General features: G+C 60.6%; 17 protein-coding genes. 7 read left to right on the top strand and 10 right to left on the bottom strand.

Translation table 11 applies throughout. The features are described from left to right. Nucleotides 1-38 precede the first annotated feature (38 nt). The 5 genes from AUR04nite_RS14335 to AUR04nite_RS14315 all read right to left on the bottom strand — a co-directional run bounded on the left by AUR04nite_RS14335 (nucleotide 39) and on the right by AUR04nite_RS14315 (nucleotide 5,497). Nucleotides 39-992 (bottom strand): hypothetical protein, encoded by a 954-nt coding sequence (locus tag AUR04nite_RS14335; protein ID WP_141366320.1) that lies wholly within the window; start codon nucleotides 990-992, stop codon nucleotides 39-41. A 275-nt stretch (nucleotides 993-1,267) separates the two neighbouring features. Then, nucleotides 1,268-1,855 (bottom strand): dienelactone hydrolase family protein, encoded by a 588-nt coding sequence (locus tag AUR04nite_RS14330; protein ID WP_141366318.1) that lies wholly within the window; start codon nucleotides 1,853-1,855, stop codon nucleotides 1,268-1,270. Nucleotides 1,856-1,932: 77 nt separating this feature from the next. Continuing rightward, nucleotides 1,933-2,184: a hypothetical protein gene (locus AUR04nite_RS14325; protein ID WP_141366316.1), complete on the bottom strand. Its 252-nt coding sequence runs from the start codon at nucleotides 2,182-2,184 to the stop codon at nucleotides 1,933-1,935. A 79-nt stretch (nucleotides 2,185-2,263) separates the two neighbouring features. Then, the gene (locus AUR04nite_RS14320; RefSeq protein ID WP_141366314.1) at nucleotides 2,264-3,853 is read right to left on the bottom strand and encodes an ABC-F family ATP-binding cassette domain-containing protein; all 1,590 of its coding nucleotides are present in this window, start codon (nucleotides 3,851-3,853) and stop codon (nucleotides 2,264-2,266) included. 240 nt (nucleotides 3,854-4,093) lie between these two features. Then, entirely contained in the window at nucleotides 4,094-5,497 is a 1,404-nt protein-coding gene (locus AUR04nite_RS14315) for an aminotransferase-like domain-containing protein (protein ID WP_141366312.1), read from the bottom strand. Between AUR04nite_RS14315 and AUR04nite_RS14310 the strand changes: the two genes are divergently transcribed. Beyond that, nucleotides 5,496-6,440 (top strand): DMT family transporter, encoded by a 945-nt coding sequence (locus AUR04nite_RS14310; RefSeq protein ID WP_141366310.1) that lies wholly within the window; start codon nucleotides 5,496-5,498, stop codon nucleotides 6,438-6,440. The two genes, AUR04nite_RS14315 and AUR04nite_RS14310, sit on opposite strands and share 2 nt — an antisense overlap. 52 nt (nucleotides 6,441-6,492) lie before the next feature. Here the strand turns inward: AUR04nite_RS14310 and AUR04nite_RS14305 are convergent, their stop codons facing one another. The 3 genes from AUR04nite_RS14305 to AUR04nite_RS14295 are packed head-to-tail and all read right to left on the bottom strand — an operon-like array spanning nucleotide 6,493 to nucleotide 8,571. Then, nucleotides 6,493-7,194, bottom strand: coding sequence for a class I SAM-dependent methyltransferase (locus AUR04nite_RS14305; RefSeq protein ID WP_141366308.1), 702 nt, complete (start codon nucleotides 7,192-7,194; stop codon nucleotides 6,493-6,495). A 56-nt stretch (nucleotides 7,195-7,250) separates the two neighbouring features. Further along, on the bottom strand, nucleotides 7,251-8,222 hold the full coding sequence (locus AUR04nite_RS14300; protein WP_141366306.1) for an SRPBCC family protein: 972 nt from the start codon (nucleotides 8,220-8,222) through the stop codon (nucleotides 7,251-7,253). 10 nt (nucleotides 8,223-8,232) lie between these two features. Continuing rightward, on the bottom strand, nucleotides 8,233-8,571 hold the full coding sequence (locus AUR04nite_RS14295) for an ArsR/SmtB family transcription factor (RefSeq protein WP_141366304.1): 339 nt from the start codon (nucleotides 8,569-8,571) through the stop codon (nucleotides 8,233-8,235). Nucleotides 8,572-8,849: 278 nt separating this feature from the next. On the opposite strand from AUR04nite_RS14295, the gene AUR04nite_RS14290 reads away from it, so the two are divergent. The 5 genes from AUR04nite_RS14290 (at nucleotide 8,850) to AUR04nite_RS14270 (ending at nucleotide 13,251) form a co-directional block, all read left to right on the top strand. After that, nucleotides 8,850-10,094, top strand: a complete 1,245-nt coding sequence (locus AUR04nite_RS14290) for a GAF domain-containing protein (protein ID WP_141366302.1) — start codon at nucleotides 8,850-8,852, stop codon at nucleotides 10,092-10,094. A gap of 129 nt (nucleotides 10,095-10,223) precedes the next feature. Continuing rightward, entirely contained in the window at nucleotides 10,224-11,747 is a 1,524-nt protein-coding gene (gene adh, locus AUR04nite_RS14285; RefSeq protein ID WP_141366300.1) for an aldehyde dehydrogenase, read from the top strand. 149 nt (nucleotides 11,748-11,896) lie between these two features. Beyond that, the gene (locus AUR04nite_RS14280; protein ID WP_141366298.1) at nucleotides 11,897-12,310 is read left to right on the top strand and encodes a DUF779 domain-containing protein; all 414 of its coding nucleotides are present in this window, start codon (nucleotides 11,897-11,899) and stop codon (nucleotides 12,308-12,310) included. 21 nt (nucleotides 12,311-12,331) lie between these two features. Next, nucleotides 12,332-12,784 carry a pyrimidine dimer DNA glycosylase/endonuclease V gene (locus AUR04nite_RS14275; protein ID WP_141366296.1) on the top strand — a complete coding sequence of 151 codons (453 nt, stop codon included), beginning with the start codon at nucleotides 12,332-12,334 and terminating at the stop codon, nucleotides 12,782-12,784. Between the two features lie 35 nt (nucleotides 12,785-12,819). Further along, nucleotides 12,820-13,251: an acyl-CoA thioesterase gene (locus AUR04nite_RS14270; RefSeq protein ID WP_141366294.1), complete on the top strand. Its 432-nt coding sequence runs from the start codon at nucleotides 12,820-12,822 to the stop codon at nucleotides 13,249-13,251. Between the two features lie 60 nt (nucleotides 13,252-13,311). Here AUR04nite_RS14270 and AUR04nite_RS14265 read toward each other — a convergent pair whose 3' ends face one another. Beyond that, the gene (locus tag AUR04nite_RS14265) at nucleotides 13,312-14,295 is read right to left on the bottom strand and encodes a diaminopimelate dehydrogenase (protein ID WP_141366292.1); all 984 of its coding nucleotides are present in this window, start codon (nucleotides 14,293-14,295) and stop codon (nucleotides 13,312-13,314) included. A 35-nt stretch (nucleotides 14,296-14,330) separates the two neighbouring features. Here AUR04nite_RS14265 and AUR04nite_RS17955 point away from each other — a divergent pair, with 35 nt between their 5' ends. Then, complete coding sequence (locus tag AUR04nite_RS17955; protein ID WP_170184218.1) at nucleotides 14,331-14,711, top strand: hypothetical protein; 381 nt, start codon at nucleotides 14,331-14,333, stop codon at nucleotides 14,709-14,711. Here AUR04nite_RS17955 and AUR04nite_RS14260 read toward each other — a convergent pair whose 3' ends face one another. Further along, on the bottom strand, nucleotides 14,712-14,990 hold the full coding sequence (locus AUR04nite_RS14260) for a metal-sensitive transcriptional regulator (RefSeq protein ID WP_141366290.1): 279 nt from the start codon (nucleotides 14,988-14,990) through the stop codon (nucleotides 14,712-14,714). Nucleotides 14,991-15,007 lie beyond the last annotated feature (17 nt).

Here is a 15,007-nt window from a genome sequence, read left to right as displayed (position 1 = left end):
CCTTGAGTCTATTGGGTCGCAGACTCATGAAGGGAAAATCAGGCTGCCAGCGGCTGTGCCGGTACGTTCTTTACGCTGGAGTATCGTGCGCGCAGCCGGCGTTCGTGCCGGAACTTTCCGAATTCCGTCAACACGCTCAGCAGCGTCAACGCGGCAATGACTACCGCGACATATGGCGGGTAGTGGCGCCCGTGAAGCCAGAAATACACATAGGGGGAAATGAACGTCGCCAGTGTGGTCAAAGTGCCTAGCGCGCGGGTCTGCCAGCGTTTTGCAAAGAGCATGGCCAGCACGCCCCAGGTGTAGGGAATGGCCGTGACGATATCGATGCTCCACAGCACCAGAAGGCTGCCGTGGAACTGCTTGATAAACACTACGGGCAGCGCGCGCAGCGAAGAATAGACGAACACCACCAGGTAAACGATGAATTGCGGGTTGTTCACAATGCGTGCCACGCGGCTGGCACGCTGCAGTTCGATGCCTGGGGGCATAGACCTGATGGCTGCCGAACGCATGCGCACTGTTGACATCCCGTGCAATTGCGAGCGGACCGCTTCGGTCTGTCCCAGGGGCGAATGCGGCAGGAGGTCGACGTGGATAACGCACAATGCGACAGGATTTCCGCTGGGCTCGTCCACGCGCTGCAGATCTTCGCCCAGTTCGTACTGCAGCATCGGGAAATCGAGCTGGTCTACTTCAATGAACAGCAGGAGGCACCCTTTTTCGAGAGCTTCGCGGATAATTCCTGGGCCAGTCGCAGGGTCGAGAAGCCTATCGGCTGTGGTGATTCTCGTGTTGCGAAGAGTCAGATCGGCAATGCGTTGAATGCCTGCGATGTCCCGAATGACCTCGTCATTCAGTGTGCGTGAAGCAATCGCTGGGTGGTTGTCGAGGCGACGTGAAAAGTAGGCTACGGCGCGGTTGAGGCGCGATGGCCTGCTTTCTGTCATAAGAATAATTTTATCCTTTGAATGGGATTTGGATAGTGTCATCTTTTTCTCAGAAGCACCATCCCGGGGGTGGTTCTCATGGCGGCAGTTTTCCGCTACAGCTGGAAATCCCGCGTAATCATGGGGAGCAGGCAACCTGGACTGGGCCCGCAAATGCTTGAGCGTGCATCCTTCCGACGGGTCGGGAGTGGGTAGCAAGGCATTGGAATGCAGAGTAAATTTTGTTGGTTTTTTACCTCGGCCAATAGTGCGTGGAAATGAACAAGCGGCGGGTGGAATTCACGGCGCCGCCAGTATTTATTTGTGAATAAATTGTTCTAAAGATCTTTGAGGAACGCCTTCACGCGCTGCATGACCAATGCCCTTGATTCCGGATCATGCGATGGCAGCGAGCTGTCGGTGAAGAGGTGCTTGCTGCCGGGGTAAGTGAAAAGCTGTGCCAGATCTTGTCCTTCTGCGGCGACGAAGCGTTCAGCAGCTTCAAGATCTCCTTCACGGGCAAAGAACGGGTCGTCGTCCATGCCGTGGATCTGCACCGGCACGCCTTCCGGCCAGGGGCCGAAGCTCCACTCGGCATCGAGGTCGACGAAGGATTCGAGCAAGACGACTCCGCGGGTCCCGGGGCGCTGCTGGGCGCACTGCTGGGCGAGGGCCGCGCCCCACGATGTCCCGATATACACGAGTTCTTCTGGAAGATTCTTGAACAGCTTGTCGACTCGCTGTTGGATCTTGTCTTCGCCGATCTTGTTGGCCATCCGGATGCCGGCTTCAAGGTCCTTGGGCAGTTTGCCGGCGTAGAGGTCCAACGTGTGCACTGAATGCCCCTCGGCGCGCAATTCTGCGGCCATGGCCTGGACGCCAGGGGTCAGGCCCTGGACATGGTGGAATAAAACGATGGTGGCCATTAAAAGACTCCTAGGCTCGAACTACGCTCGAGCCTAGGAGTCCACGGACCTCTGAGTCAATGTTGCCCGGCGGCGGGTCAGCGTTCGTCGACGAGGTTCTGGATTTGGCTGGGCAGATGCTGCAATGCGTGCTCCCAGCCGGGCATTTCGCTGTTGATTTCAACGCTGTAGCCTTCGGACAGGTGGAACTCCGCACAGGTCAGGTCGTTGCCGCCGGATCCTGCGTCGTAGATGAATGCGCGCCGGATATCCTTCCAGAGCAGTGTTGCAGATTGGTCAATGACCAGTCCTGTATCGACGACTTCAACTGTGCGCTGCGGGTAGGACATGTTTTTGGTGCTTTCGGTCCTCGGCGTTGGGCTTTGCCTAAGTGTACGCCGGGTGCCGCCGTATGCCTTGCAACGACAGCTAGCGGCGCGTGATCCGGCGGTTCTTGGCCAAGGCCAGCGTGTAGTCCAGGCCCAGCTGATCCAGGAAATTCTGGTCGTGGCTGACCACCAGCAATGCGCCATGATAGGAGTTCAAGGCTTCTGCCAGCTGCCGTACGCTGTCGATATCCAGGTTGTTGGTCGGCTCGTCGAGGATCAAGAGCTGGTTCGGCGGATCTGCCACCAGCAGGCATGCCAGATACACGCGGAACCGCTCACCGCCAGACAGGCTGGAGAGCGGGCGGTCCACGCTGGGTCCGCGCAGCAGCAGCCGTGCCAGCGTATTGCGGATGGTGCCTGCCGGAACCTCCGGGGCCGATTGTGCGAGGTTCTGCATGGGGCTGAGCGCATCGTCGAGCCCTGAAAGCTGCTGCGGCAAAAACCCGTAGCGGTCCACGAAAATCTGGCCCGTCAGACCTGTGTGGGCTTCCGAGCCCGACATGAGCTGACGCAGCAGGGTGGTTTTGCCGGTTCCGTTCGGCCCGACCAGGGCCACGCGTTCTGGGCCCTGCATAAAGTGGGTTCGCTCGCTGTCGGCGAGTTCCAGCACCCGGCGCCCTGAAGGAAGCTGGGGATCGGGCAAGTCCAGATTGATATGCTCGACTTCCCTGAGCCGCGATTCTGCCGCATCGACGCTCTGCTGCGCCGCATCGACCTTGCCGTCCAGGTGGGCCCGGGTCTTTCCGGCTGTTGCCTCCGACTTCTGCTTGAGGCTGTTGGCGAGGATTCGCGGCATGTTTCCGCCCAGCTGCTCGGCGCGCCCCTTGCGCTTGGTGCGCGCCAGCTTGGTTTCGGCTTCCACGCGCTGGCGCTTTTCCACCTTCAGTGCGGCATTGGCGGTCTTGGCCGCCTGCGCGGCGGCCGACTGCTCGCCCTCGATCTGTTCCAGATACAGGCTGTAGGGGCCGCCGAAGAACCTCAGCTGGCCGTCGTAGAGCTCTATGGTGTGATCCATCTGTTCCAGTAGCTGCAGGTCGTGGCTGACCACCAGCAAGGTGCCTTTCCAGGATTTGAGCAGCTCGTAGAGCAGCTCCTTGGTGTCGTTGTCCAGATTGTTCGTCGGCTCGTCAAGCAGCGTGATCTGCCTGCCAGCCAGCTTGAGTCCGAGGACCGCAAGCAGCATGGTTTCGCCGCCGGACAGCTCGCTGACTTTGCGTTCGAGACTCATGGATTCAAGGCCCAAACCGGCCAGTTCTGCTTCTACCCTGGCTTCCAGGTCCCAGTCGCTGCCTACCGCATCGAAGTCCTCGGGTTCGACGCTTCCCGCTTCGATGGCCTGCAAAGCGCGGTAGGTCGCCGCGACGCCGAGCAGGTCCGCCAGCGTGGCGTCAATTTGCAGGGTGATGTTCTGGGCGAGGTATCCGATGTCTCCCGAGACCGAGATGCTCCCGGACGTCGGCGTGAGTTTCCCTGCGATGAGTTTGAGCAGCGTTGATTTGCCGCTGCCGTTGCGTCCTACCAGGCCGCTGGCTCCGGAAGGGAAGGTGCCTTCCAGCATCGACAGCGCGGTGCTGCCATCCGGCCAGCTGAAGCCCAGCGAATGAAGGGTAATGGGTGGTGTAAGTGCCATGTGCGGCTCCTCTGCTTGGTGAGGAGGCTGCCGAGGCGGGGTTCACGTGGTGCAAAATGCAAAACACAAAGAGAAAGATACCTCTGCCGGCAGCCAAAAGATGAACAGTGCGCCGAAGATCGGGGCGCGAAGATGAGTTCTTGGCTATGCGGAGATGATATCCATGGAATCGAGTGTAGCAGGCATGCATCTGGGGCGGTGATGCGATGCCCCGCCTTAGGGTGCATGCGTGGAGAGCCGCTATTGGCTGCGCAGGGCTTCGCCGAGAATTCTTGCGGCCTCGGGGAACTCAGCCGAGCGTTCTCCGGCGTAGTTGACCCTCAAGTACTTTCCGGCAGGCTCGGCGGGGAACCAGTTGACTTCCCCGGCAATGGCAAGGCCCGCCCGCAAGCAGTCCTGCGTCAGCAGCTTGAGGTCGGTGTGTTCTGGGAGTCTGAGCCACAAGTTCAGTCCGCCCTGGGGGACCAGTTCAAGCTGTGCTTCGGGTGCTTCGGCATGGAGGCTTGAGATCAACAGGTCTCTTCGAGCGCTCAATTGGGAGCGCAATGACCGCAGATGCGTATTCCAGGCCGGCTGGGTGACGACGTCGAGCGCCGCCGCCTGCAGCAGCCCGCTGACGTACATGGCTTCAGCTGCTGTGTTGGCAAGGATTCGATCGCGTGCAGGACCTCTGGTGATGACCGCGGCGACGCGCAGGGAGGGAGAAACGGATTTGGTCAGCGAGCGGATGTAGATGACATGTCCGGAGTCGTCTGCGGCGGCCAACGGGATACTTGATGATTCGATTCCGAAATCGTGGGCCCAATCGTCTTCGACAAGGAATGCCGAATGCCGGCGGACGACTGCGAGAATTTGTTCTTTGAGCGCTGCAGTCCACTGGGCGCCCGTCGGGTTTGCAAAGTTGGGCTGGGCGTAGAACATTCGGGCCCCGCTGCGGTCAAAGGCCTTGGAGAGTTCAACCGGGTCGGGGCCGTTGGGCCCACTGGAAACCGGGATGAGCTGGACTCCTGCATTCTCGGCGGCCAAGAGGGCTCCCCAGTACGTGGGCGACTCGACGAGCAGCGGCTGTCCCGCTCCAACCAGCGAGGCGAATATCGAGCTCAGCCCGCTTTGGCTTCCCGGCATGATGATGACATCTTTGGCCGTAGGAGTAACGGAGCCGATGGATTGCTCAGCGAGTTCGCGGGCAAACCACCTCTGCAGGTCGGGCAGCCCGCCAGGCGGCGGGCAGGCAAGCGCCGATTCACTGCGCGAGGCTCGGTTGACTGCGGAGCGGACAAGCCTTGACGGCAGAAGCCCTGGTTCGGGATAGCCGTGGTGCAAACTCAAGGAATCATTGCCAGGGCGGCCAAGCGGTGTGGCTGCAGCTGTTCGCCGCGTCCTGGCCGAGCCTAGAGCGGTGCTCTGCCAGGAATAATCGGCAGGGCGGGTCAGGCCGGAGCTTCGGGTAAAAGTTCCAATGCCGGGGCGGCTTTCGATTAGCCCCTGCATGGACAGCGATTGCAAGGCCTTTTGGACGGTGACGGGGCTGGCCTGGAATTCTGTCACCAATGAACGCGTTGACGGCAGTCGAGTTCCGGGGGCGGAGCTGTCGATAATCTTTTTCAGCTTCTCAACAATCTGCGAACTGCTATCATTGTTCATGTATAGACACGATAGCGCTACTGTTAAAATTCGTCCAGCGATACCACTCGGTGTATCACGCGGATACCTGTGGGGGATCGTTGGGGTGGTGGCATTTTCATTCACCGTCCCGATGACGACAACTGCAGTGCAGGGCTTGCCGCCGTTGTTCGTTGGTGTGGGCCGTTCCATGATCGCCGCCGTATTTGCTGGGATTGCCTTGACTGCTACGAGGCAGAAACTGCCCGACGCGCGCCAACTGCTGCGCCTTGTCATCGTTGCGCTGGGGATCGTGCTGGGTTTCCCCCTGCTTTCCACCTACGCCCTGACAGTTGTTCCCGCAAGCCATGGGGCCGTGGTGATTGCCCTGCTTCCTGCCGCGACCGCCCTGGCCGCCGTGTGGCGAAGCAGGGAAAAGCCGGGGCGGAAGTTCTGGGTCGCCATGTGCCTCGGGGCTTCGTGCGCACTGCTCTTCGCGTCGCTGCAGGCTGGAGCTATTGGCCGGCTCAGCGGACCTGATCTGTTGCTTTTTGGTGCGGTTGTTGCCGCCGCCATCGGTTATGCGGAAGGTGGAATGCTCTCGCGTGAACTCGGATCCTGGCAAACGGTCTCATGGGCGCTGGTGCTGGCGTTTCCCGTTACGACGGTACTGAGTCTGTGGTCCACAGGGTTCCAGCTGCCGCAGGCTGAGCCGCTTCAGTGGGCGGCATTCGGCTATTTGGCATTGGTGAGCATGTTTCTGGGGTTCTTCGCATGGTATCGAGGCCTGGCTATCGGCCCGATGGCTCAAGTGAGCCAAACACAGTTGGTACAACCGGTACTTACCATCCTTTGGGCAGTCATTTTCCTTGGGGAATCGTTGACTTGGCCGACGGCGCTTGGAGGTTTGGCGGTAATTCTCGCTGCAGCTACTGCCGTGCGCAGCAGGAACAGCGTGGGTGCAGCAGGCAATTCCGGGAAATAAAAACGTCAGGGACGCACCAATTGGTGCGTCCCTGATGTCAAAAAATCTGCAGCTACTTCCAAGCCCGGTGAACTGCGACGATGCCGCCGGTCAGATTGCGGTACTCGACCTTCTTCCAGTCCACGTTGACGAACTTGCGTCCGAGCTCCTCCTGCCCTGGCCATGCTGCAATTGATTCGGCAAGGTAGGCGTAAGCAGATGGATTCGGAGATACCAGGTACCCCAGGGCCGGAATGACGCGCGGCAGGAACTGCTGGTAGGCAACCTTAATCGGCGCAAACGTCGGGGTGGAGAACTCTGCGACGACAATGCGCCCGCCTGGCTTGGTGACGCGGTACAGCTCGGAGAGTGCTTTTTCGGTGTCCGAAATATTGCGCAGCCCGTAGGAGATGGTGACCGCGTCGAAGGTGTTGTCTTCGAACGGAAGATCCATTGCGTTGCCATAGACGAAATCAAGCTCTGGGTAGCGCTTGCGGCCCTCGGCGAGCATGCCGTGGGACATATCGCAGGCGGTGACCTTTGCTCCCGCTTTCGCCAGGGGTACCGATGAAGTGCCGGTGCCTGCAGCCAGATCGAGGATCCGCTCGCCTGGCTTGGGTGCGATTGATTCGGTGGTGATCTTGCGCCAGTAGTTCACAATGCCGCCGGTCATCAGCGTGTTGAGCAGATCGTACTTGGGGGCCAAGTTGTCGAACATCTGCTGGACCTGATTCGCCTGCTTGTCCAGGCCTGCGCGCACATTGTGGGTACTCATAGGTCTAAGTGTTTCATATTTGCCCTGCAGAGGAAGACGGATGTGGGGCGAATCGCTCAGAGCATGGATTCAAGGCGGGCGTAGCTGGCCTCCATTCCGTCGGTCATGCCGGTGGCCAAGACCATGTCGCGGGTCTGAGCGTCAGGGTAGGTGATAACCAGGCTGAGCAGGGTACCGGACTGTACCGGGGTGAACGTCGTTTCATTGACGGTTGCGGGGTAGTCGGTGTCGATCATCCGCTCGCTGAATGATTCGAAGCTGCGCGGTGTGCTGGCCAGGCAAACTCCTTCGAATCCGAATCCTTGGCCTTCGACGCCGGAATTCGGTTCCCACCAGTAGCGGTAGCTGTCTCCCGCGCCCTGGGGCAGGATGCATTCGGTCATCTTCCAGCCGTCGGGGCCCAGCAGCCAACGTTTCATGAGTTCGGGATCGTGATGTGCACGCCAGACTTGTTCCTGAGTACCGCGGATGATGCGGCTGACTCGTACCTGGGTGTCGGAAAGCAGCTGAGCCTCGGTGGCGAAGGTCTGCGCGTAGTTGCGCAGGTCGATCAGCACCTGCTCGATCTGGCTCATGGCCGAACGAGTGCCGTCGATCATGCCCATGGCGACAACCTGCTCAAGGTCATCAACGGAATCGAAGTTGGCGGTGATGGTCAGATTGGACCCTCCATCGCAGGGGTCAAAACTGAAGACGGTGCGAGTGGCGGGAAGATCCTCGTTCACTGATCCGTCTGCGTGGGCGAATCCGTCGGTGACCTCGAAGAATTTATGCTCGACGACTTCGTTCCAGATCCAGTAGCCATGGAACTGCTCGCCTTCCGGAGAGGTCATGTAGTAATCGCTTCGTCCGCCGACCGCACCGTCGTGGCGCGTGAACGTGGCCGGGTATTCAACGGGGCCCCAGAACTTTTCGATCTGCCGGGGGTCGAGATATGCATCCCAGAGCCGTGAAACGGGAACCGGAAAGCTGGCGTTGACGGTCAGTGTCAGTGTTTCGGGATCTTTGAGGATTGAAGTGACAGGCATGGCGAAATCCTTAGCTGGTTTCATCTGCGAGGAAGTCGTCGAGTCGGCTGATCCGCTGGCGCCAGATGTCCTCGTAGGTGGTGAGCAATTCTTGGACGTGCCGGATGGTGTCCGGCTGGCCGCGGACAATACGCTCGCGGCCACGTGCGATTTTGGTAACTAGGCCTGCCTCCTCAAGAGCGGCCACGTGCTTCTGCACCGCAGCAAACGACATGTCGTAGGCAGCGGCGAGGTCGCTCACACGCACTTCTGCGCTCAACGTCCGCCGCACGATATCTCGTCGTGTGGCGTCTGCCAAGGCGCGGAAGACCTTGTTAACCTGTTCATCGCTCAAAACATATACAACCATTTGGTTGTATATTACTCCTGCCGCGAGGTGAAGGGAAGGGGGCGCGTACACTTTGTTTCCACTGATTTGACCATGAATTAAACAGGGCGACAATACATCTAATAATTTAGATGTAAAATCAACTAGGGTGAATGGGTGACTTGCGATTAGGTGGCCATCTCGAACAAGGATCTGGGGTTTTCGAGCTGCATCAGCGGGATGATTGTTACAAATCCCCGACCGCATGGCCTAGTGTGTAAGCTACGCGCGGGAAATGTGACCCGCGTTATGACGGTGTTATGCAGGCATCTGGAGTCACGGTGGGCGAAGCAGGTATGGACTGGTTGACCGCGGCGAGCCGAGCGCGCAAGGCTCACGAACTATTGGGATCGCATCAGGCTGACCTTGATGCGCTTCCCTTGAGAAGTGTCGTACGAGAATCGTGGCGGCGTTCCCTGTCGAGCCCTGTGCAGATCGGCCATCCTCCGATGCTCAGTGATGACAGCCTTCGTCTGGCTCGGGAACGCAGTGAGCTGCAGCGTATCTGGCCGGTTTTCGAAAAGCTGCTGGTTCCCGCTGCCAGCGACGCCAATCTGCTGGTAGCCCTTGCCGATGCTCAGGGAACGTTGCTCTGGGTTGCCGGCAGCAGGGGCGCAATGAATGGCGCTGAGGACGTCGGATTCAGTGAGGGGGCCAACTGGAGGGAATCCTCGGTGGGCACATCGGCCCCAGGGGTTGCGCTTGCCACAGGAAGAGGTGTTCAAGTCTCTGGCGCCGAGCACCTTTCAGAGCGTGTGCATCATTTGAATTGTTCTGCGGTGCCGATTCGCAACCCGCAGACCGGACGCATCATCGGGGTGGTTGACCTGACCGGCGGAGCTGACGCTGTCGCTGTGCACTCCCTGCCTTTGCTTCAGGCGGCGGTGTCAGCTGCGGAAGGACAGCTATTGCTGCCGGCGCTTGCCATGGAACGGCCTGATGAGGATTTCCTTGACCTCTGCGCCAGCGACGGGCCGCGACTTTCGGGCAAGCCGATATCGCTGCGTCACGCTGAAATCCTGACGGTGCTTGCCGCTCATCCCCGGGGGCTGAACAGCGCCCAGCTCGTTGAGGAATTGTTCGAGCAGCCCGACGGGGCCTCCGAGGGAACTTTGCGCTCTGAGCTGGTCCGTTTGCGCAAGTTCCTGGCTGATTCTCCATTCCGCCGCATCGCAGCCCGTCCTTACCGGTTGCAGTGGCAGCTTCAAACGACGTTGACCCGGCTCTGGAGTGCCATGGAAGACGGCGATCTGGAACGGGCGCTGCAGCTTTACCCTGCTGAGATCCTTGTGCGTTCCCAAGCGCCAGGCATCGCAGCGTTGCGCTGCCGTGCGCAGATTGCCCTGCGGGAAATCGTCCTTGACCGCGGATCCGCGCAGCAGCTGCTGCGTCTCGGGCGGCAGAGCGCGGACTCCCAGCTGCTCTTGGCTTCGCTGCGCGAGCTGCCGCTGGATTCTCCGGTGCGTCCGCTGCTGGTCGCGGAAATCGAGGCGCTCGAAGCCTGATGAGCTGCGGAGCGGGCAGGGTGCTCGGCAGGCATGCAACCTTCTTGCAACCTTTGCGTGACTACGCTCACAACCAAGGTCTTGCGGTCAGGTGCCGCAGCAGGAACTTTGGACAAAGGAGTCAGGACAATGGCTGTCTACGCAAACCCGAACACCGATGGTGCACTGGTCAATTTCAAGTCCCGCTATGAGAACTACATCGGCGGGCAGTGGGTCGCCCCAGCCAAGGGCATGTACTTCGAGAACGTCAGCCCCGTCACCGGCAAGCCCTTCTGCGAGGTAGCCCGCTCCACCGCAGAAGACATTGAAACAGCACTGGACGCCGCCCACGCCGCAGCCCCTGCCTGGGGCAAAACCAGCCCGGCAGAACGCGCAGTCATCCTGAACAAGATCGCAGACCGCATCGAGGAGAACCTCGAAATGCTGGCGGTTGCAGAAACCTGGGACAACGGCAAGGCGGTGCGCGAAACCCTGAACGCCGACCTCCCGCTGGCGGTGGACCACTTCCGCTACTTCGCCGGTGCCATCCGCGCCCAGGAGGGCACCCTCTCGCAGATCGACGACGACACCACCGCCTACCACTACCATGAGCCGCTGGGCGTGGTCGGCCAGATCATCCCGTGGAACTTCCCGATCCTCATGGCCACCTGGAAGCTGGCCCCGGCGCTCGCCGCCGGCAACGCGGTGGTGCTCAAGCCTGCCGAGCAGACCCCGGTGAGCATCATGGTGCTCTTCGAGCTGATCGGCGACCTGCTGCCTGCCGGCGTGGTCAACATCGTCAACGGCTTCGGCGTGGAGGCGGGCAAGCCGCTGGCTTCCAACAAGCGCATCCGCAAGATCGCCTTCACCGGCGAGACCACCACCGGCCGTCTGATCATGCAGTACGCTTCGGAAAACCTCATTCCTGTCACCCTTGAGCTCGGCGGCAAATCGCCGAACCTGTTCTTCGAGGACGTGGCAGCCAAAGACGACGCCTTCTATGACAAGGCCCAAGAAGGCTTCACGATGTTCGCGCTGAACCAGGGCGAGGTCTGCACCTGCCCATCGCGTGCACTGATCCAGGAGAGCATCTACGGCGAGTTCATGGAGAAGGTCGTAGCCCGCACCCAGGCCATCAAGCAGGGCAACCCGCTGGATACCGACACCATGATGGGCGCCCAGGCGTCCAACGACCAGCTGGAGAAGATCCTCTCCTACCTGGACATCGGCAAGGCCGAGGGCGCCAAGGTGCTCACCGGCGGCGCCCGCGCGGATCTGGGCGGCGATCTGGCCGAAGGCTTCTACGTCCAGCCGACCATCTTCGAGGGCACCAACAACATGCGCATCTTCCAGGAGGAGATCTTCGGCCCGGTGGTCGCGGTGGCCAAGTTCAAGGACTATGACGACGCGATCTCCATCGCCAACGACACCCTCTACGGCCTGGGCGCCGGCGTATGGAGCCGCGAGGGCAACACCGCCTACCGTGCCGGCCGCGCCATCCAGGCCGGACGCGTCTGGGTCAACCAGTACCACGCCTACCCGGCGCACTCGGCCTTCGGCGGCTACAAGTCATCGGGCATCGGCCGCGAGAACCACCTGATGATGCTTGACCACTACCAGCAGACCAAGAACCTGCTCGTCTCCTACGCAGAAGGCAAGCTCGGCTTCTTCTAAAGAAGTGCATTCCCAAGGGTTCCGGGGCGCGGGATGCCGTTTCCCGCCCCGGAGCCCTTGGGCTATTTCCGGAGGCTGTCGCAAATTCGCCCCGGAAAGCGGACACTGGCTGTGGGTACAGCTTTCGGAAATCCAAAGGAGTACATGTCATGAGCAGCGTGACCGAAACCAGTGCGGCCATTGCCGGAGAAGACTTTTCACGGGTCGCCTTCACCGAGCAGTCGCTAGAGCTGCTGCGCAAACTCTGGAGCATCCACGGTCCACTGATGTTCCACCAGTCGGGCGGCTGCTGCGACGGCTCGTCTCCCATGTGCTATCCGGCCGGCGAGTTCCGCACGGGAGATGCCGATATCCGCCTGGGGGTATTGCAGCTGGACGACAGCGAAGGGCAGAAGCTGGGGGACATCGACTTCTGGATGTCCAAGGAGCAGTTTGAGTATTGGAAGCACACAAAACTCACCGTGGACGTGGTCACCGGGCGCGGCTCCGGATTCTCTGTTGAAGCGCCTGAAGGCAAGCGGTTCTTGATCCGCAGCGAAATCATCGAGTTCCCCACCGCCTGAAGGCTTCCCTAGACTAGGGACATGCGATTGTGGTCCCTGCACCCCTCACTTTTAGACGCCAAAGGACTGGTTGCCTGTTGGCGTGAAACGCTGCTGGCGCAGAAGGTCCTTGCCGGTGAAACCCGGGGCTACACCGAACACCCGCAGCTGGTGCGCTTCAAAGAACAGCCCGAACCATTGGTGGCTATCGGCCATTACCTGCAAGGGATCTGGGACGAAGCCCAGCAGCGCGGCTACCACTTCGACGCGTCCAAAATCTTGCGTCCGCCGCAAGGGCGGCGTGGCGAATTCATGGAGCTGTCCAGCGGCCAGCGGGACATTGAACGGGAGCACCTGCTGGGCAAGCTGATGCTGCGGGATCCGGCCCGAGCCGCGGTGCTCGAAGCCGCCGAAGAACCAGCTCTGCATCAGATCTTCTTTCTGGTTCCGGGGCCAGCTGCTGATTGGGAAAAAGCAGGGGTATCACCCAGATAGTCGATCGCACAGCAGTTCTTTGCTGAAATAAACACATGAGCAGAACTGCACAACTTCCCAGCGGCGGCCAGGAACTTGAAATCACCGTACGCTGGAGCGACCTAGACGTCCTGGGCCATGTGAACAACGCAAGGGTCGTAACCCTGATCGAGGAAGCCAGGCTGCGCTGGTCCGGGCGCCACCAGCCATCAACGCTGTTTCCCGACGGGCTGGTGGTTGCGTCGCTGATCGTGGACTACCTGCGCCCGGTTTACTACACCTCGAAGCTCACCGTCCGCGTTGGAGTGCAGCGCATTGGCTCCTCGTCGTTTACCGTGCGCCACATCGGCTACCAGGACGGGCACCCGGTGTTTGACGGCAGCAACGTCATGGTGGTCCTCTCCAGCGACGGGAAAACACCGCGCAAGCTGGATGAGTCTGAACGCGCTTGGCTCAGCGAACGGCAGTTCGATCAGGCCGAAGCTTAAACAGGCTTAAACAAGGCTGTCCCGCAGACCTCGACGGATCTGCGGGACAGCGTGAGCTTTTTAGAGCATTTCTGCGCGCAGCTGGGCGGCGGACTTCTGCGAGAGCAGGCCCGGGGCCACGTCGAAGACCGTCTGGGCGCCGGTGACGCCCGCCTGGTTCATGCGGTGCACGGCGCGGGCGTAGGCGACCAGCACGCTGGAAGTGAACTCCGGGTTCGAACCCAGCGCCAGCGAATACTCGATGACTTGCTTCTGCTCATCGCTGGTGTTGCCCGAGCGGATCACGAAGCCGCCATGTGGCATATCCGAGTGCTCAGCTGCCAGCGTCTGGGCGTCGATGAAGTTCACCGTGGTGTCGTACTGGTCGAAGTAGTGCTCCATGGTGACGATTGCTTCGCGCACGGCTTCGGCGTCCGCGCCTTCCTCCAAGACCACATAGCATTCGCGCTGGTGCTTTTCACGGGTGCTCAGCGTCGGGCGCAGGCCTGCGCGGACCTTCTCGATGGCCTCGGTGCTCGGGATCGTGTACTGCACGCCGGCCGCCACGCCTGGCACGCGGCGGATGGCGTCCGAGTGGCCCTGGCTCAGCCCGCGGCCCCAGAAAGTGTAGGTTTCCCCGTCGGGCAGCAGCGCTTCGCCGTAGACGCGGTTGATGGAGAACATGCCAGGATCCCAGCCGGCGGAGATCAGCGCGGTCTTGCCGGCGGCCTTGGCCGGGGCGTCCACGGTTTCAAAGTATTCGGGGATGCGCGCGTGGGTGTCGAAGCTGTCCACGGTGTTGAACAGGGCGGCGTACTTCGGCCCCTGTTCGGGCAGGTCGGAGCGGGACCCGCCGCACAGGATCAGCACATCGATGTCATTAGTGTGCGCGGCCAGCTCGTCCACGTGGAAGCGCGGGGCATCGGTAGCGAGCTGAAGGCCGCTCGGGTCGCGGCGGCTGTAGACGCCGACCAGTTCCATGTCGCTGTTCTTGGCGATGGCCGCCTGTACGCCTCGGCCGAGGTTGCCGTAGCCGGCGATTCCGATGCGGATCTTTGATGACATAAAAATGCTGTTTCCTTTGGAAATAGGTGGCCTATATGGACAACCGCAAGCCAAATCAGATCCGTGTTTCAAGGCGCCTGCAAAACATGACCGGCGTAGTTGTCATTCAGATGAACTACCTGGATTATTTCAAAAGGCGGCGCTGCGGCTCAATTGTGCAACCCATTGTTAACCAGCCATCGGCAGGTGCTGGGGTGCGCATCTGCCGATGGAGATCTGCGGGGTTAGCGGCCGAAGAGCTTGGAGAAGAACCCGGTCTTCGGTTCGTTCTCATGACCTTGGCAACGGTCGCTGGCTCGTACGCCCTTCATGACAGCATCAACGTGCTGGCCGCAGCCAGCCCAGGTGGTCTTCTGGCAGACCTTGCATTGAACCTGACGGCACATGGTGCCTCCTTTCGGGCGGTTGCCCGGTAATTAGGACAGCGAGAGGAAGAGCTTTTCCAGCTCTTCGACGGTCAAGCCGTCTTCTTCCTCTGCAGTTTTTTCTGGGTCTGCAATGCAGTACTGCATTGCGGTGGAGACGATGGCGAAACCGGCGCGGTCCAGGGCGGTGGACACCGCCGACAGCTGGGTGACGACCTCGCGGCAGGAACTGTCGCCTTCTACGGCGTTGATGACAGCATCAAGCTGTCCGCGCGCCCGCTTGAGGCGGTTGAGGATGCGCTTCTGGGTTGCTGCGTCTGCGTTTCGCATGGTCTTCTCCTTGGCGG

This window comes from Glutamicibacter uratoxydans (assembly GCF_006539925.1).
GTDB lineage: Bacteria > Actinomycetota > Actinomycetes > Actinomycetales > Micrococcaceae > Glutamicibacter > Glutamicibacter uratoxydans.
Note: the sequence above shows the minus strand (reverse complement) of the source record. Positions and strands in the feature narration are given on the sequence as shown.